This window comes from Paenibacillus sp. B46(2026), from assembly GCF_056786355.1.
Genome location: NZ_CM165907.1, coordinates 3,154,236 through 3,171,055, shown reverse-complemented (window position 1 = coordinate 3,171,055; position 16,820 = coordinate 3,154,236). Strand labels below are relative to the sequence as shown.

Genomic DNA, 16,820 nt, shown 5'->3' with positions numbered 1-16,820 from the left:
TGTTGTCATATCACTGTCCCCCTGTGGCCAATGTCATAATGTGTTCTTGCGTTGCTACTTCTCTTGCAACTTCGCCACTGATGTGTCCCTCATGCACAACCGCGATCCGGTCGCTCATGCCGAGCACTTCAGGCAGCTCCGACGATACCATGATGATTGCAACGCCGCGGTCTGTCAGTTCATTCATCAATTCATAGATTTCGCGCTTCGCCCCGACATCCACTCCACGTGTGGGTTCATCCAGGATAAGCACGCTTGGTCCGATCCCAACCCATTTCGCGATAACCACCTTCTGCTGGTTACCCCCGGATAGATTCCTTGCCGCCGTCTCAGAGGATTGCGTTTTGATCTGTAGACGTTTGATCAGTGTATCTACAAAGTCTTGTTCTTTCGAAGCTGAGATGAAACCTTTACTTGAGAAACTGAACAAATTCGTCAACGCCATATTTTCGCGAATCGAGAAGTCTAATACCAGGCCCTCATCCTTGCGGTCTTCAGTAATAAATCCAATACCATGTTTCACTGCATCTGCTGGTTTACGGATGTTGGCCTTTTTGCCACGGATAAAGATTTCACCGCTATCCAATGTATCCAAACCGAAGATTGTTCTCATAATCTCTGTCCGTCCAGAACCCATAAGTCCTGAGAAACCAAGTATTTCCCCCGCTCTAACCGTGAAATTGATATTTTCGAATAACCCTTTGCTGCTTGCATTCCTTACTTCCAGAACGACATCACCGTAAGTAGGTTTCCGAACGGGATAACGCTCCGTAAGTTCACGACCTACCATTTTTCGCACCACTTCATCAAAGCTTGTCTGTGGAATAGGCTGGGTGTCTACCGTTCTGCCATCACGCATAATGGTAATCCGGTCACAGATCGTGAATATCTCCTCCATGCGGTGAGAAATATACACAATGGATACTCCGTTTTTCTTTAGCGAGGTAATTACACCAAACAGCTTCTGTATCTCACGCTCCGTGAGAGCTGCCGTTGGTTCGTCCATTATGATGACCTTGGCATCCGTCATGAGTGCTTTTGCGATCTCGATCATCTGTTGCTGCCCGACGGAGCACTCTCCAGCAGGACTTTCGAGCGAAATGTCTACGGAAAGCTTCGCAAACTGTTCTTTGGCGAGTGCTTTCATTTGTCTGGTGTTGAGCAATCCGAAGGATGACGTCAGTTCCTTACCGATGAATAGATTATCCAGCACCGTCATTTCAGGCCATACATTCAGCTCCTGATGGATAAATGTGATACCCAGCTTCTCTGCTTCCTTCGGACTTACAAAATAGTTTTCTACTCCGTTGATCATGATGGTCCCTTGGTCTCTCTGATGGAGACCAATCAGAATATTCATCAGTGTGGATTTCCCGGCTCCATTCTCCCCCATCAGGGCATGAACTTCACCATCCTTTAGTTCAAAATCCACTCCGCTCAGCACCTGATTAGTTCCAAACGCTTTATGAATGTCTTGCATCTGAATGTGCATTACGCAACCTCCTTTTAACCGAAATGGACTCCCGATTGTAAAATGCAATTGGCATAGGGTGTGGCTTCACCTGTGCGGATGACCGCTTTCACCTGCCGTGTTAATGCTTTGAATTGCTCGTGGCTGACCGAAGCATCGATTGCTTCTACCCCAAATTTCTCTGTGATGAATTGCATGGCTACAGGATTGCCTTTGCGAATCTCTTCAGCCACAATGACTTTCTCAATGATCATATCTTCAGTGATCGCTTCCACCACTTCGCGAAAACTTGGTGTTCCCAGTTTGAGAGCCAGATCGATTTTGACTACCCCGTCCGGTACCGGCAGACCTGCATCCGCAATCGCAATCATGTCCGTATGGCCCAGATCAGACAAAATCTTGGAAATGTGACTATTCAACATGCCATTTCTTTTCATTACAAGCTCTCCTCTACTTCATCACGCATTGGCATGCCGCCCTGTGCTCCGAACTTGGTCACCGACAATGATGCAGCCCGATTGGCGAAGCGTATACTCTCTTGCAACGGTTTGCCTTCAGCCAAAGCGACTGCAAATGCGGCGTTGAACGTATCCCCTGCCCCAGTAGTATCGACAGCCGCCACTTTATAAGTTGGGACTAGAATTTCTTCTGTACCATCAAAGTAACGTACACCTTTACTGCCCTCCGTAATGAATAACTTGTTCGGATATTGACGCAATGCCTGTGCCGGACTCATGCCCTGAAACAAAATCTCGGCTTCATGCTCGTTCGGTGTGATATATGCAGCGTTGTTGATCACTTCTTGCGGCAATATTCTCGCTGGAGCGGGATTCAGCAGCAGCGGTGTTCCGAATTCTGCACACAATGCACTCACATGAACAACCGTTTCCTCCGGAATTTCCTGCTGAATCAGCACGATATCTGCATTTCGAATTACCTCAGCCGCCTCATCTACATATGCAGGAGTGACTTCCCGATTCGCCGCTTCAACCACTACGATACTATTATCACCTTCTGCCAAAATGATATGAGCCGTTCCACTTTCTAAATGTGTAACCGGTTTCACATTTTGCGTATTTACAGCATTTGCTCTAAAGTTCTCTAAAATATCTTTGCCAAAGGCATCGTCGCCTACCCGGCCGATCATCGCAACCTCGGCACCCAGTCGTGCAGCAGCAACAGCCTGATTGGCTCCCTTACCGCCAGGGACCGTTTTGAAGCTGTCGCCAAGAACGGTTTCACCCGCCCCCGGCCGTCTTGACGAAGTAACAACCAGATCCATGGAACTGCTTCCTATTACACATATTTTAGCCATTTGATCTCACCTTTCTCGTTGTGCCCCGTTCGATGAAACTTACGGGCAGCTGTATGTTTTTGTTCTCTATTGCAGCTTGTTCCACAAGCTGGATAAGTAATCCCGCTGCTTCTCTTCCCATCTCGTATGCTGGCTGATGGATGGTGGACAATGCCGGCGATAACAGGCTGCTCATTGGAATATCATCGAAGCCGATCACTTGTACATCATCGGGAACTTTTCTTCCGATTCGTGCTGCCTCATGCAGTACCGCCATGGCTGCGATGTCATTGCTGGCAATGACTCCGTCCGTATCAGCATATTTCCTGAATAATTCTTCAGCCCATACACCTGCCTCGTTAATTGAAAATGAGGTCGTCTGAATTACCCGGTAGTCTAGCCCAGCATCACGGATGATTTCAATCGCTCCTTCAAAGCGATCTTGAGCGGGTCTGATCTGTGTCGGTCCCTGCATAACTGTGATCCGGCGACTGCCGCGGTTGATAATCTCCCTTGCAGCTAGTCTTCCACCTTCTCTGCCGTCCGCATACACGGATGGACGATCCAGTGATGTTCTATCCAGAAACACGACGGGAATCTTCAGGTTTTCATATATTGAAGAATGAGGATAGTTCGTTGAAGAGATCACACCGACCACATTGTTCTGGATAAACGTCTGGATGTAATCCTGCTCCTTCCGTTCATCCTCATCACTATTTCCAAATATCAGTCTGTAATCCTGTTCCTGCATCCGGTCCTCTACGCCGCGGGCCAACTGCGGGAAGTAAGGGTTTGCAATATCCGGGAGCAACAGGCCAATCAGTTTGGACTTGCGCTTATATAATGAGCGGGCCACTTCATTCGGCGAAAAGTTAAGCGCCTTCACAGCATCTTCCACTTTCTTGCGTGTGTCCGCATGAACATAACCTCTATCGTTAATGACCCTTGATACGGTGGCTACGGATACGCCAGCCCGTTGAGCTACGTCTTTAATTGTTGTCATAAGATGCTCTCCTCTATGTGTAACCGGTTACAGACATTAAGTTATCATATTCTTTTCATTTTGACAAGCGTTTTCATTCTGGAAATTTCTCCAAGTCTATTGGGGAATGCGCTGAAACATACGCAAATCCAAGCTATACTGCCTGTTCGACGCCCCAAAACAACATACTTATAGTCATAGAAAATGACGAGATCGTCAGATAACGTCCTCGTCATTTCTTGTTTAACTACTTCATGTTTTGCCATTTCGAGTACCTCCAATGAATTTTACGTATTGTATTCACCACTTTTTTAATCTTAAAACACAAATAAGTGCGATATCGCACATTCGTGTATAATATAAAATAATTGCACTGCCTCTGCAAGGATCAGAAGAATCTGATCTGTGCCTTATTGCACAAGGTGATGATATCTGTGCGATTACTCCCTGGAAAGAATGGTGATTCGTATAAAGCCTACCATAGATCGAAGAGTTCTTAAGTCTCAGGAAGCGATCCAATCCGCCTTTATCAAACTCATGAACGAGATACCTTTTGATACCATTACGATGCAAGACATCTCAAGAACCGTTTCTTCATCTAAGCTTACCTTCCGGAGAACGGTTCATTCATTTTTGTGATACAACGAGTGTCGATATGTGATATTGTCATGAGGATATTAGATTCGTACATATATATGTGCAAGAAATGCGAGGAGAAGATCGAAAGTGATAGAGAGAAATACCCTTGAGAAACCGAGTAAATTCAGTGATCCCATTTTTGTCATGCTCATAGCAAGCCTTTGTTGTTTGTTATGGGGAAGTGCGTACCCATCCATTAAACTTGGATATATCGCATTTAACATTTTGCCAGAAGACATTGCTTCCAAGTACGTATTTGCCGGATACCGATTTACGTTGGCGGGCTTGCTGCTCTTGCTTCTGTCTCGTGTCGTCAGAAAACAAAAGCTGCAATTGTCCAAGCCACAGTGGGGAAGTCTCATCATGCTAGGTGTGTTACAAACCGGCTTGCAATATATGTTTTTCTACGTGGGCGTAGCCAATACAACGGGTGTCAAAGGCTCAATTATGAATGCAACAACGACCTTTTTCAGTGTTGTTCTGGCCCATTTCATCTATAAGAACGATAAATTAAGCAGGAATAAAATCGTTGGCTGCTTGCTCGGATTCATTGGTGTAATCATCGTAAACTTCCATACGGATCTGCTTTCTTTTTCCTTTTCATTCACAGGCGAAGGCTTTGTGATTATAGCAGCACTTGTTTTCTCCGTCACAGCCCTTTACGCAAAACGTCTCACCACTACCATCGATGTTCTAATTATAACGGGAGTCAGCCTGTTCGTCGGAGGCTTGGTACTTACCCTGTTAGGTTTATCGCTCGGCGGCCGGGTCACCCATTTCACCTTGGAGTCCACCAGTAACTTGATCTACCTGGCTTTGCTGTCATCCGTCGCATTTTGTCTGTGGAATCTGCTTCTCAAGTACAACAAGGTCGGAAGAGTGTCTGTATACAACTTCCTTATCCCTGTGTTTGGCGCCTTGTTATCGGCGTTATTCCTGGGCGAAACGATTTTGGAGCTGAAAAACCTGGCCGCATTGCTGTTCGTGTCGGTTGGTATTTACTTGGTCAATCGCGTACGTTCTGTGCAAAGCTTCAATAAGACTTCAATAAAATAGACAACAGTCCATCTCATGGATAACAAAAAAAGCCGCTAATTAGCGGCTTTTTTTGTAAATACCAATACGATCTACTTTCGTTTCTTGCAATGCTATACCTTAATATATACTCGTAAAGTCAATCAAGTCCTCTTCTTCCTCATAGTTGAATACAATCGCGTGATTACCTACATGGTATACCATCTCATAACCACCCACGACTTCATTGTAATATTCTGAGGAAGGTTTTCCCATCCATATTCTCACATTCCATGGTGATAGATTCTGCTTCTCATTGTACAAATCAAAAACGGCAATACGTGATTTGTTGGTAAGCTCGTGCATGTAAGAATCGAAGCCGATGCCGAATTTAGAATAATAATAGTACGCTCCCCATTCCTCGTTTGAACGAGAATTGGGTTTCCCCAGCTTTTTTTGCATAGATTGAAGCGTCATACCAATCTTGATGTCCGTCCGACTTGGCAATACACCTTTTAAAGCGGCATCCTTCAAGCTTTTCAGGTAAGCGCGATCGCCAACACCCGAGTTCGGCCAAGCTTCTGAACGGAGGTTACGTGTATCTTCCAACCGCAATTCCAATTTGTTCACATTCAGCTTAAACGTATTAACTCCATAGACGAATTGAAGGTTGTTGTAATTTTTGAACTGCACTCGGGCACCTGAAAGAGTACGGATTCCACCATCTCTGATCGCAGAGTAGGAATCGTTGGTTTTTTTCCCTTTATTATCGACATATGTTACACGGCGCAATTCCCCGGAACGAACAATATACGTTTTCACCTCATTGAAATTAGAAGTTCCCCAATCGGTGATCATCAGCATGTCTGGTGTACTAACCTCTTTGCTCTTCACAACGAAGTTCCAGGTTTGAGGCAAAATAATCGTATTCAGATCCAGTTTTGCTGCCTGAACAGTTCCGTATGCCGCACCTTTTTTCAGCAAGGCCGCACGATACGTACCTGAATAACTCTTGTCGCCTTTTTTATTGTTCGTCCAACCATTTTCTTCGGTCAGCGTTCTCTTCTGTTCATCATAAGCAAAAATATAAACGGTGTAAGCCGTTTGCTTGGCATCACGAAGCGTAAATGAAAGCCGGCTCATACTTTCGAGCTGTTTGGCGGAGATTTGCTCTCCTTTGGCAGCGGCATTTGGCGGTAGTAGGAGCAATGCGCTCAGAACATAGCCAATTAAGGTAAGTAAGGCCAGAGAAGCCCATTTTGCGTTGTGCTTAGGGTGTATCATCGTTGACTCTCCTTTGAGTAAAAAAAATAAAATCTAATAACTCTTTTCTAATTTTAAATCGTGTACAATCTCAACATTCAAACAGGTACTTGCTAGAGTTTAACCTTGATCAAACTATGTAATTAATATAGGTTCATGTTCAATAAGCATATCCTCCCACTAGTACTATTTTCCTAAGAATGATAACATACCCTTTCTAATAAAGAAATATATAACAATCTAATTAATCGTTTTCGATCCATATAACATAAAAAAGCCGCTATAGTAGCGGCTCTACAAGTAAATACGAACAAAATATGATTTACAGGCAGGAGTATACCACATTACGTAAACGTCGTTGAACGTACGGCTCCTGACTATTCAGCAGGTGCTGTGCATACATAACCGTAAGCTCAGAATCCGGATCAATAATAGCCATACAACCAGCAGCGCCACTCCATCCAAATTCACCAATTGGGCTCAGCGAGCCGCTTCCTGCTTTGGAGATATGTGTGCGAACACCCAATCCATAGCCGTATCCATACATATGATCCCAGGAATAATCAGCACGAGTCATCTCGTTCAAGTGATCCGTCCGCATCAGTTCCACTGAAGCTTGTGACAGAATGCGCACGCCTTCGGGACTCGTACCACGCCCAGTAAGTGCGTTCAAGAAAAGTGCATAGTCACTAACGGTTGACAACAAGCCTGCACCGCCACTTTCCAACTCGGTGCCTACCCGGAATCCGTTTCCGTCCAGACGTACAGCCTTCTCAAGCTCATCATTATAAGCATACTGCGGAATCAGGCGTGTTTGCTGCTCATCGTTTAGATTGAACGTTGTATCCTTCATGCCGAGTGGTCCGGTGATTTCGTCACGCAGATATGTACCAAAGCGTTTACCACTTACAACTTCCACCAAAGCCCCCAGCACATCGTGGCACATACTGTAGTTCCAATGCGTACCTGGCTCAAACAGAAGGGGTTCCTTGGCAAGCGCTTTCGCAAAATCACGGGTCGACATTGTTCCGTCGGTGTTTTTTACGGCTTCCTGAATGCTTGGACAACCAACGTCATAGGAGAACCCTGCAGTCATAGTGAACAAATCACGTACTGTAATGGCTCTTGTTGCCTTTTCCAGTCGGATCTCCCCGTTGGCCATCGTTTTCTTTACCGTCATATCAGCATACTCTGGGAGATAATCGGACAGCGGATCGCTTAATAGCATCTCCCCTTTCTCAACCAGTTGCAACCCTGCCACGCAAGTCATGATTTTTGTCATGGAGTATAGATTGAAGATCGCTCCATCACCAATCGGTGTTTTCTCTTCCAGATTGGCGTATCCATTACGATAATGGAAAACGGTATCATTTCGATGCATCACCAGCACCTCTGCCCACGGTATACGCCAGGATGTAATCTGGTCAATAAATGAAGCAAGCGGTTTAAAGTCCATGTTTTTTCCTTCTTTCTATGTATAATCATTATATTTCGAATGTGATCTATGGTATGTCCCATAATCCACATACTATTAATATACGACCATTTGCTTGCGCTGACTACCACCAGGCTTGATGATATAATCATCTGTCCCGAATTCAAGGCCCAGAACTCGGTGCATGTATTACATCTCGCATTGTTTATTATCAAACATAAAAAATCCCCTTTTCTCAACAAGATTAAATCCATCTGAACCGATGGAAGTACTTGTCTACTGAAAGGGGATCATACAACGTTTTTACGATCAAGCACGCTTGTTCTCAACAGACTTCATCCGGTTTTGGTTATCAGGCTCTCGATCATGACTGAATTCCTGACCAGCTTCAATCTGGCCATTGCCGGAAACTGCTCGTGAGAAATTAGTGAATTGACTTTTATGCTCATCCTGCTCATGTTTTTGCTGCAGAAGCTCTTGCGGGTCCTGATGTGACATCCATTAACCTCCTCTGAAATCAAAAATAACTTCCGAGTTTATTGCTGATGTTTTGCTTCATCTTTAATTTCTTCACGAAAGCCGGAAATACTATGTTTGCGTCGTTCATTTTTTTCCTCGATTTGAGTCTTTTCGTGTTCCGGGATTTCATTTCCAAATTCCTCAAGATAATCTTCTGCTTCCCGGTAGTTCTCGATTGTGTTCTCCACTGCATTCTGCAAATGCTCCACGTTATCCTTACGGTTATCCGGATTGCTCATAATAGTCACCTCCCGAAATGGAATCATGCAATATATCTGCACTACAGAAGTTTTCCATAAGTAAGCTTGGCTTATGCACTTCGATCAAAATCAGCCTTTTTCCATTAAGGAACATGCAAATGAACATAAATATGAGGTTCAAACATAAAATAAGCACAAGGTCTCTCGCTGCTTGCTTCATGAATGAGAAGTGCTTGACTTTAAAAGTGGTATTGGTATGAGTCTAGCTTGTAACCCAAAGGAGAGTAAGGAAAATGAAGCGAGTGCTCTTGTCCTATCCTCTTAGCGCAAATACTCCTGTGTACAAATATAATCCACCAGTTGAGATACAGCAGCAGTCCAGTATAGAAAAGGGAGATATGTACAATCAATTTGTAATCTCATCTCTTAATCATAATGGTACCCATATTGACGGACCATGGCACTTCGATCCACAAGGTAAAAAGCTAAGTGATATTCCAATAGACGACTTTATTTTCACTCATCCAACAATCATCGATATTCCCAAAAGTGATGATGAACTGATCACCAAAGCTGATCTGGAGCCATATGAGCACCAGATTGCCGGCTCCGATTTGCTGCTCATACGCACCGGTTTTGGAAAACTTCGTTTCTCAGACCCTGTTCGTTATAGTGACCATAACCCGGGGTTTGCAGCATCTGCTGCCAGTTACCTGATGGTTTTTGATTCATTACGAGCCGTTGGCATGGATATGATCTCTGCTGGCTCTTCACTTTATGAGGATGAAGCCATCGCTTTCCATCAGAAGATCCTCGGGAAAGACCGGGTAGATGGCAAGTTCATTCTCGTTATTGAGGATATGAACTTAAATCAGGATTTATCAGACATCGGTGTTGTCTATGCTGTGCCTTTGTTTATTGAAGGTGTTGACAGCAGTTTCACTACCATTTTCACTGAAAAATGTTAACTATAGCACTCTGGAATCGCCATTACCTTTCCTTTCTTACATAAACATAACATTTACAAAAAAACGCGCCAGAGAGTTACTCTCTTTAGCGCGTTTTTTGTAGTGAGTAATGAGTTACTCAATGAATATCTTTCTTTTTGAAATTGCCGCCTCTCACTTCAGCTACATCGTAAACGACTACAAAAGCAGTCGGGTCAATTTCATGAATGATATCTTTAATTTTACTCTCTTCCATTCGGTTGATGACACAAGTGATTTCCTTGAATTGCTCATTAGAGTAGCCACCGTATGCATCGGTATACGTTGCTCCACGACCTAGTCTGTCCCGAATGGTTTCAACCATGATTTCTGGTTGATTCGTAATAATTTTAAACGTTTTGGAGCCGCTCAAGCCCTCTTCAACAATATGTATTACTTTGGAAGCAATAAAATACGCAAGTCCTGACAAGATCGCGCCTTGCAGACCGAACACGGTAGAAACGACAATAAATACAAACATGTTAAGGAACAGGATGAGATCACTGGTTCCGAAAGGTACTTTTCGTGAAAGTAGTACAGCCAACATGTCTATACCATCCAATGCCCCGCCGTTACGCAATGCAAGTCCCATACCAAAACCGATGATAATCCCGCCGACAACGGTAACGAGCAAGGTATCTCCTTCTATTATAGTTGGTACATGGTGCATCAGACTGGTGCTGACCGCCAGTGAAGCAATACCGATAATCGAATATAATGCAAAGCTTTTACCAATCTGCTTATACCCTAGCCAAACGAATGGAATGTTAATAATCCCAATAAGCATCCCGAGTGGTAACCCGAACAGCTGTGAACCCACGATACTCAGACCTGTCACACCACCGTCGGAGACATTATTCGGAATTAATATGGCTTCCAGACCATATCCCGTGATAAATCCCCCAATGATAATCAATAATACTTTGGAGAGGATCTTCAGCTTGTTTGATTTCTGTCTTCTGTTTTGACTCATTCCATTTCCCCCTAGATGAACAACCGATAAAAAACAGTCTATAATAAATATCACTATTTTGGCAATAGATCGTCATTTATATGTGTTACATCATTGCCCGATGAACGTTCGATACGACGAAATTTTATGCTCAAGCATCTCATCGGCGGTGTTAAGGATGTGCATCTGTTTTTGGATTGACTCTTTATGCTCCTCCAGCAGCTTCAAACGATCTGCCGCCGTATGCTCCCCTTCCTGAAATAAGGATGCATACTTCTTAATAACAGCAATGGGCATTTGAGTCTCTTTTAATTTGATCACAAATTGTAGCCATTTCAGGTGTGACTCGTTGTATCGCCTGTCTCCATTGGCATCTCGGAGAGGAGTAACAATCTGTTCCTTCTCATAATAACGCAACGTATGTGCACTGATATGTAGTAAATCTGCCACTTCACCAATGGTATGCATGGTCAATCCCCCTCTATTTTCGCGCTTGACTTAGAGTAAGCTCTAATCAGTATAATCAACTCGTGGTCACATCACAATAAATAATGAAATCAGATCCAGGAGGAATTCCCATGAAATACACAGTGATTACCGGTGCAAGTTCAGGCATTGGATATGAAGCGGCTTTAGCTTTTGCAGCTCGTGGCAAAAATATGATCCTGGCGGCTCGCAGAACCGATGAATTGGACAAGTTAAAATCAAAAGTAGCTGAAATCAATCCTGATCTGGATGTTGTCACTCGTACAGTAGATCTGTCCATTGCCGCTAATGTGCATGAATTCTATGAAAGTCTTCAGGCTTATTCCATTGAAACGTGGATTAACAACGCCGGATTCGGGAATTTCGCATCCGTTGGCGAACAACATCTGCCCAAGATTGAGCAGATGCTTCATCTAAATATAGAAGCACTAACGATTCTTTCTTCCCTGTATGTACGTGACTATGCAGATGTCGATGGTACACAGATTATTAATATTTCCTCTGGTGGTGGATATACGATTGTAGCCGATGCAGTAACCTACTGCGCAACTAAGTTCTATGTAAGTGCCTTTACGGAAGGGCTTGCACAAGAATTAAAAGGCAAGAACGCAGCAATGCAAGTCAAAGTTCTCGCTCCGGCTGCAACGGAGACGGAATTTGCGAAACATTCCTTTAATGTAGACGAGTTTGAATATGAGGGCAGAGTTCCCAAATTCCATACGGCGGAACAAATGGCTGGATTTTTGCTTGAGTTGTATGACAGTGAGAGTGTAGTGGGCATTGTAGATGGATTAACATATGATTTTGAACTACGTGAACCCCTCTTTCCTTACGCTGCAAGGGCAGCATCCAAACCGCAAAATTAACCCGTAATCGAAACCGAGTTGCCTGAATACCGCAAACATCATCTAACCTCACTGATAAACATCATTAAACCTAATCGTTAAACATCAGTTAACGTTAAAAAGGGAACCTGTCTCCAGGTTCCCTTCTTTGTATTTAGTTTCAATGCTTACTATATAATGAAGTATTATGCCAACCTCATTTTGAAATCCTGATATCCGAATTCGCGAACAACTTCGCAATCGCCGTCTTTTCTTTTGACTGCAATCGCTGGAAGCGGCATGCCGTTGAACGTGTTGGTTTTCACCATGGAGTAAATCGCCATGTCCTCGAATACCAGACGGTCGCCTTCTTGCAAAGGCTGATCGAATGAATAATCCCCAATCACGTCACCAGACAGACATGTTTGTCCACCAAGACGATACAGATAGGCTTTCTCGCCCACTTCTCCCGAACCGATCAGCGGCGGGCGATATGGCATTTCCAGCACATCCGGCATATGACACGTTGCAGAAGTATCCAGAATGGCGATGTCCATGCCGTTTTTATGGAAATCCAGTACAGATGTCACCAGATAACCCGCGTTCAGCGCGACAGCTTCTCCCGGCTCCAGATATACTTCCAGGCCATAGTCGTTCTGCATACGCTTGATGCATGCTTCCAGTCTTGGAATATCATAATCTTCACGCGTGATATGGTGACCTCCGCCGAAGTTGATCCATTCCATTTGCGGCAGCCATTGTCCGAACTTCTCGACAACCGCGTTTAATGTAGTCTCCAGATCATCGGAATTTTGCTGACACAGTGTGTGGAAGTGCAGCCCGGAGACGCCTTCCAGCAAATCTGCTTGGAAATCTTCTTGCTTGGCGCCAAAACGGGAACCCGGAGAACACGGATCATATATCTCGTGCCCCTCTTGGGTAGAACATTCAGGGTTGACGCGCAAGCCAACCTTGCGGCCAGCCTGAAGCGCCTTATCCTTGAATTTGGCAAGCTGTGAAAATGAATTAAAAATAATATGGTCGCAGATGGAGAGAATCTCGTCGATCTCTTCTGCGCGGTATGCCGGAGCAAAGACATGATTCTCTTTGCCCATTTCCTCGTGGCCCAGGCGTGCTTCATACAAACCGCTCGCCGTTGCCCCGCTCAGGTATTCGCCAATCAGCGGATACATCGCAGTCATGGAGAATGCTTTTTGAGCAAGCACGATTTTGGCACCTGTACGCTGCATAACACCGTTCAGGATTTTCAGGTTTTTCTCGATAAGCGCCTCGTCAACAACAAAACATGGTGTCGGTAATTGCTCGAACCGCATTTTAACGAACAAGCTCCGATTCTTTAACTTCTTCTGGCAGCTCATCAACGAGTACCGGGTTGAAGTCTTCTACCCATGGGAGGCCCCATTTGTTCAACTCTTCCATGAATGGATCCGGGTTGAACTCTTCTACATTGTATACGCCTGGTTTGTTCCATTTGCCTGTCATGACCATTGCCGCACCGATCATAGCTGGAACGCCTGTTGTGTAAGAGATCGCTTGGGAACCCACTTCTTTGTAGCATTCTTGGTGATCACAGATATTGTAAACATAATATGTTTTGTCTTGACCATCTTTTTTACCTTTGAAAATACAACCGATGTTCGTTTTACCTACAGTACGTGGTCCAAGGGATGCTGGATCAGGCAGTACTGCTTTCAGGAATTGCAGTGGAATAATTTGTTTACCTTCATATTCAATAGGCTCGATTGAAGTCATGCCTACATTTTCAAGTGCTTTCAAGTGAGTCAGGTAGCTTTGACCAAATGTCATGAAGAAACGGATACGTTTCAGACCTGGCATGTTTTTCGCCAAAGATTCCAGTTCCTCATGGTACAACAGGTACATGTCTTTCTCGCCAACTTCTTTGAAGTCATAGACACGTTTGATTTCCATCGGTTTTGTTTCGACCCATTCCCCATTCTCCCAATATCTTCCGTTCGCAGAAACTTCGCGAATGTTGATCTCAGGGTTGAAGTTGGTTGCGAACGGATAGCCATGGTCGCCGCCATTGCAGTCCAGAATGTCGATGTACTCAATTTCGTCAAAGTAATGCTTCAGGGCATAGGCGGAGAATACGCCTGTCACGCCTGGGTCAAATCCACTTCCGAGCAATGCAGTAATGCCTGCTTTTTCAAAGCGCTCTTTGTAATCCCACTGCCAGCTGTATTCGAATTTCGCTGTATCATGTGGCTCATAGTTCGCAGTATCCATGTAATTCGTTTTGGTTGCAAGGCATGCATCCATGATTGTCAGATCTTGATACGGCAAAGCCAGGTTCATTACGATATCCGGTTTAACTTCGTTGATCAGGGCGATCAGCTCGTCAACATTGTCAGCATCTACTTGTGCTGTCGTAATTTTTGTTTTTCCGCCGTCCAGCTTGGCTTTGAGTTCATCACATTTGGATTTTGTACGACTCGCGATGCAGATTTCCTCAAAAACTTCGCTATTTTGAACGCATTTGTGTACTGCCACGGAAGCAACGCCGCCGGCGCCGATGATTAGTGCTTTTCCCATTTTACATTCTCCTATCCCAATATGTATTTTTTTTATTGGATTAATACGGTGACAACAAGACAACAAAAAAAGCAAGGTGAACAATGCCGCAATCGCGCATCATCACACTTGCTTGTTGATATACATCATAAAAAAGACGTGAAGTCTCCATGACCAAATAAAATTCATAAGAATTCCTTTGGCGGAAAGCTCCTTCATGTATATCAATATTGGATCAGAGTCTATATAGCAAATAATTCGCCTTTACCACTCTTATTGACCGTTTCACAAGTTGATGTGCAATTGCACTGGTTGTAAAGTAACCAACTTATAAAATTTGAGCTTTGAACTCAATCAATAAAGCAACGTAAGTTGCCAATCGGCGTTTGACCCGGCTGTCCGTATGGCCTTAACTTCCTGGTGAAGTGGTCAAAATTATCTGCTGGAAAGCTCTAATTCATATTGATAAATCAACTTCCCAAAATCACAGGTCTTACACTATCAGACGTTGAAAAAAAAATCAAGCAATAATTAAAAATTAATTTTTTGTCCGAATGAGGACTAGGAGTGAAATTGATATCCTTCGAATACTTTTAAGCCTTCTGCATTAAGCAATTCCCCTCATCATTTTTCACCAGAATGGCTCCGAATGGTTCGTTTCCTTCTTTGCGAGCTTGCAGAGCAATTTCAATGGCTTTATGCATGAAAAGTTCATCTTTATTCATTAGGTTTACCTCCCACAACAAAAATTATGTACTCAAATATATCTTTGCTTTTAAGCATTGATCAATGACACAGCTAACCTCTGTTCATTCCATTCTATCATCATTATAAATAAAGAGTATGACGAAAATTCGCCATACTCCAGTGAGTCATACTACGTTCATCTATTAAAATTTTACTGGCAATGATGCCAATCCCTCAGATAATAGTGAGTAGTGCCAATGAATCTCTTCCGGAGGAACACTAAGCTGAAGACCAGGAAGTCGACTTAATAGCGTAGTAAACGCTACGTCTCCCTCAACCCGGGCCAGTGGGGCTCCAAGACACATATGGATCCCATATCCAAAGGCCAGATGTCGTTTTATTTTGCGCTCAAGATCCAGTTCTTCAGGTTGGTCAAACTGTAACTCGTCCCGATTGGCTGATTTCAAAAGAGGAATCACAACATCTCCTTTTTGGATCGGTTGACCATCTAGTTCTGTGTCCTGCGTTGCATAACGAGGGCCTGAAGAAGTCGCGGGCCCGTTGAATCGTAACAACTCCTCAACCGCAGAAGGAACCAGATTCAAATTTTGTTTAAGTTGTTCCAGTTGTTCGGGATGTGTCAGAAGAAGATAAGCGCCGGTTGCAATCAGATTGGACGTTGTCTCATGTCCAGCAAATATTAATAACGTGATCATGGATATTAATTCATCTTCATTCAGTCGATCACCCTCCTCCTCAATCGCAATTAATTGACTGATGAGGTCATCTGAAGGTTCCACTCGTTTGTTCGCCACAAGCTGAGCCGTGTATTCTGCGAATGATCGCAAGTGCTGCGCTACTTCAGGGTCTTGTTTACCGAAACCGAGACCTTTGGCAATGGCTTCAGACCATACATGGATCTGAGGTCGGTCTTCCTGAGGTACACCGAGCATTTCGGATATGACGTTAATTGGGAAAGGGTAGGCATAGTCTTTTACAAGATCCATCTCTCCCTTCCCTTCAAACTGGTTAATCAATTCATCGGCGATTTCCTGGACGCGTGGACGCAGGCTTTCCATATATCTTGGGGTGAACGCTTTGGAAACCAGGCTACGCAGTCTCCGGTGATCCGGTTCATCGACAAAGAGCATCGACTTTCCGGTAAAAAAGGTCTGGGGTTCCGATGAATCCAGCTCGCCTGAGAGATTCTTTCGAATATCATTGCCACGATCAATAGAGTTCATATCTACCGTAAATCGGGAGTGATCTTTTAACACTTCCATGGCTACGTCCATCCGAGTTATAATCCAGGCTTGCTCTGCTCCACCCATTGGATTGGGAACAGGAACAACGGAGCCTCTGGATCGCATCTGTTCAAACATGGCAAATTGATCTTTAACATTTTCTTCACTAAACAAATTGAATTCTGATTTTTCCGATGTTTGGTTATTATTCATTGAAATCTTCCTTTCGTAGTGAAGTTATTGAAATCTATGGAAATATATGTGCATTTTC

General features: G+C 44.0%; 16 protein-coding genes and 1 pseudogene. 3 read left to right on the top strand and 14 right to left on the bottom strand.

Going from position 1 to position 16,820, the window contains the following annotated elements; all coding sequences use genetic code 11:
• Positions 1-10: 10 nt before the first annotated feature.
• From AC1S8V_RS14410 to AC1S8V_RS14395, 4 genes are read right to left on the bottom strand one after another with little or no spacing between them, the layout of a single operon-like run.
• Positions 11-1,492 carry a sugar ABC transporter ATP-binding protein gene (locus AC1S8V_RS14410; RefSeq protein ID WP_482074175.1) on the bottom strand — a complete coding sequence of 494 codons (1,482 nt, stop codon included), beginning with the start codon at positions 1,490-1,492 and terminating at the stop codon, positions 11-13.
• Between the two features lie 14 nt (positions 1,493-1,506).
• Positions 1,507-1,908, bottom strand: a complete 402-nt coding sequence (gene rbsD, locus AC1S8V_RS14405; RefSeq protein WP_482074174.1) for a D-ribose pyranase — start codon at positions 1,906-1,908, stop codon at positions 1,507-1,509.
• Positions 1,908-2,786 (bottom strand): ribokinase, encoded by an 879-nt coding sequence (gene rbsK, locus AC1S8V_RS14400; RefSeq protein ID WP_482074173.1) that lies wholly within the window; start codon positions 2,784-2,786, stop codon positions 1,908-1,910. The genes rbsD and rbsK overlap by 1 nt, the downstream gene beginning before the upstream one ends.
• Entirely contained in the window at positions 2,779-3,768 is a 990-nt protein-coding gene (locus AC1S8V_RS14395) for a LacI family DNA-binding transcriptional regulator (protein WP_482074172.1), read from the bottom strand. The genes rbsK and AC1S8V_RS14395 overlap by 8 nt, the downstream gene beginning before the upstream one ends.
• Positions 3,769-4,473: 705 nt before the next feature.
• Here AC1S8V_RS14395 and AC1S8V_RS14390 point away from each other — a divergent pair.
• Positions 4,474-5,442, top strand: coding sequence for a DMT family transporter (locus tag AC1S8V_RS14390; RefSeq protein WP_482074171.1), 969 nt, complete (start codon positions 4,474-4,476; stop codon positions 5,440-5,442).
• A gap of 99 nt (positions 5,443-5,541) precedes the next feature.
• On the opposite strand, the gene AC1S8V_RS14385 is transcribed toward AC1S8V_RS14390, so the two are convergent.
• The 4 genes from AC1S8V_RS14385 to tlp form a co-directional block, all read right to left on the bottom strand.
• Positions 5,542-6,684: a DUF4309 domain-containing protein gene (locus AC1S8V_RS14385; protein ID WP_482074170.1), complete on the bottom strand. Its 1,143-nt coding sequence runs from the start codon at positions 6,682-6,684 to the stop codon at positions 5,542-5,544.
• Between the two features lie 301 nt (positions 6,685-6,985).
• Positions 6,986-8,119: a serine hydrolase domain-containing protein gene (locus tag AC1S8V_RS14380; protein ID WP_482074169.1), complete on the bottom strand. Its 1,134-nt coding sequence runs from the start codon at positions 8,117-8,119 to the stop codon at positions 6,986-6,988.
• Positions 8,120-8,407: 288 nt separating this feature from the next.
• A complete protein-coding gene (locus tag AC1S8V_RS14375; RefSeq protein WP_482074168.1) occupies positions 8,408-8,596 on the bottom strand; it encodes a hypothetical protein in 189 nt (62 codons plus the stop codon).
• A gap of 38 nt (positions 8,597-8,634) precedes the next feature.
• A complete protein-coding gene (gene tlp / locus AC1S8V_RS14370; protein WP_482074167.1) occupies positions 8,635-8,856 on the bottom strand; it encodes a small acid-soluble spore protein Tlp in 222 nt (73 codons plus the stop codon).
• 254 nt (positions 8,857-9,110) lie between these two features.
• Between tlp and AC1S8V_RS14365 the strand changes: the two genes are divergently transcribed.
• Positions 9,111-9,785, top strand: coding sequence for a cyclase family protein (locus tag AC1S8V_RS14365; protein ID WP_482074166.1), 675 nt, complete (start codon positions 9,111-9,113; stop codon positions 9,783-9,785).
• Between the two features lie 118 nt (positions 9,786-9,903).
• On the opposite strand, the gene AC1S8V_RS14360 is transcribed toward AC1S8V_RS14365, so the two are convergent.
• Positions 9,904-10,776, bottom strand: a complete 873-nt coding sequence (locus AC1S8V_RS14360) for a YitT family protein (RefSeq protein ID WP_482074165.1) — start codon at positions 10,774-10,776, stop codon at positions 9,904-9,906.
• A gap of 90 nt (positions 10,777-10,866) precedes the next feature.
• Positions 10,867-11,223 carry a MerR family transcriptional regulator gene (locus AC1S8V_RS14355; RefSeq protein ID WP_482074164.1) on the bottom strand — a complete coding sequence of 119 codons (357 nt, stop codon included), beginning with the start codon at positions 11,221-11,223 and terminating at the stop codon, positions 10,867-10,869.
• A gap of 110 nt (positions 11,224-11,333) precedes the next feature.
• Between AC1S8V_RS14355 and AC1S8V_RS14350 the strand changes: the two genes are divergently transcribed.
• Positions 11,334-12,107 carry an SDR family NAD(P)-dependent oxidoreductase gene (locus AC1S8V_RS14350; protein WP_482074163.1) on the top strand — a complete coding sequence of 258 codons (774 nt, stop codon included), beginning with the start codon at positions 11,334-11,336 and terminating at the stop codon, positions 12,105-12,107.
• A 164-nt stretch (positions 12,108-12,271) separates the two neighbouring features.
• Here the strand turns inward: AC1S8V_RS14350 and nspC are convergent, their stop codons facing one another.
• The 4 genes and pseudogenes from nspC to AC1S8V_RS14330 form a co-directional block, all read right to left on the bottom strand.
• Complete coding sequence (nspC, locus tag AC1S8V_RS14345; RefSeq protein WP_482074162.1) at positions 12,272-13,399, bottom strand: carboxynorspermidine decarboxylase; 1,128 nt, start codon at positions 13,397-13,399, stop codon at positions 12,272-12,274.
• 1 nt (position 13,400) lies between these two features.
• On the bottom strand, positions 13,401-14,639 hold the full coding sequence (locus AC1S8V_RS14340; protein WP_482074161.1) for a saccharopine dehydrogenase family protein: 1,239 nt from the start codon (positions 14,637-14,639) through the stop codon (positions 13,401-13,403).
• Between the two features lie 599 nt (positions 14,640-15,238).
• Positions 15,239-15,343, bottom strand: a pseudogene (locus AC1S8V_RS14335) (nucleoside deaminase); the annotation flags it as partial.
• A gap of 165 nt (positions 15,344-15,508) precedes the next feature.
• The gene (locus tag AC1S8V_RS14330; protein WP_482074160.1) at positions 15,509-16,762 is read right to left on the bottom strand and encodes a cytochrome P450 family protein; all 1,254 of its coding nucleotides are present in this window, start codon (positions 16,760-16,762) and stop codon (positions 15,509-15,511) included.
• Positions 16,763-16,820 lie beyond the last annotated feature (58 nt).

Bases quoted from the DNA above. Each gene is read 5' to 3' on its own strand.
- tlp (WP_482074167.1), bottom strand. From the start codon at position 8,856: ATGAGCAATCCGGATAACCGTAAGGATAACGTGGAGCATTTGCAGAAT.
- AC1S8V_RS14340 (WP_482074161.1), bottom strand. From the start codon at position 14,639: ATGGGAAAAGCACTAATCATCGGCGCCGGCGGCGTTGCTTCCGTGGCA.
- AC1S8V_RS14385 (WP_482074170.1), bottom strand. From the start codon at position 6,684: ATGATACACCCTAAGCACAACGCAAAATGGGCTTCTCTGGCCTTACTT.
- nspC (WP_482074162.1), bottom strand. From the start codon at position 13,399: ATGCGGTTCGAGCAATTACCGACACCATGTTTTGTTGTTGACGAGGCG.
- rbsD (WP_482074174.1), bottom strand. From the start codon at position 1,908: ATGAAAAGAAATGGCATGTTGAATAGTCACATTTCCAAGATTTTGTCT.
- AC1S8V_RS14375 (WP_482074168.1), bottom strand. From the start codon at position 8,596: ATGTCACATCAGGACCCGCAAGAGCTTCTGCAGCAAAAACATGAGCAG.
- AC1S8V_RS14380 (WP_482074169.1), bottom strand. From the start codon at position 8,119: ATGGACTTTAAACCGCTTGCTTCATTTATTGACCAGATTACATCCTGG.
- AC1S8V_RS14395 (WP_482074172.1), bottom strand. From the start codon at position 3,768: ATGACAACAATTAAAGACGTAGCTCAACGGGCTGGCGTATCCGTAGCC.
- AC1S8V_RS14330 (WP_482074160.1), bottom strand. From the start codon at position 16,762: ATGAATAATAACCAAACATCGGAAAAATCAGAATTCAATTTGTTTAGT.
- AC1S8V_RS14365 (WP_482074166.1), top strand. From the start codon at position 9,111: ATGAAGCGAGTGCTCTTGTCCTATCCTCTTAGCGCAAATACTCCTGTG.
- AC1S8V_RS14355 (WP_482074164.1), bottom strand. From the start codon at position 11,223: ATGCATACCATTGGTGAAGTGGCAGATTTACTACATATCAGTGCACAT.
- rbsK (WP_482074173.1), bottom strand. From the start codon at position 2,786: ATGGCTAAAATATGTGTAATAGGAAGCAGTTCCATGGATCTGGTTGTT.
- AC1S8V_RS14410 (WP_482074175.1), bottom strand. From the start codon at position 1,492: ATGCACATTCAGATGCAAGACATTCATAAAGCGTTTGGAACTAATCAG.
- AC1S8V_RS14350 (WP_482074163.1), top strand. From the start codon at position 11,334: ATGAAATACACAGTGATTACCGGTGCAAGTTCAGGCATTGGATATGAA.
- AC1S8V_RS14360 (WP_482074165.1), bottom strand. From the start codon at position 10,776: ATGAGTCAAAACAGAAGACAGAAATCAAACAAGCTGAAGATCCTCTCC.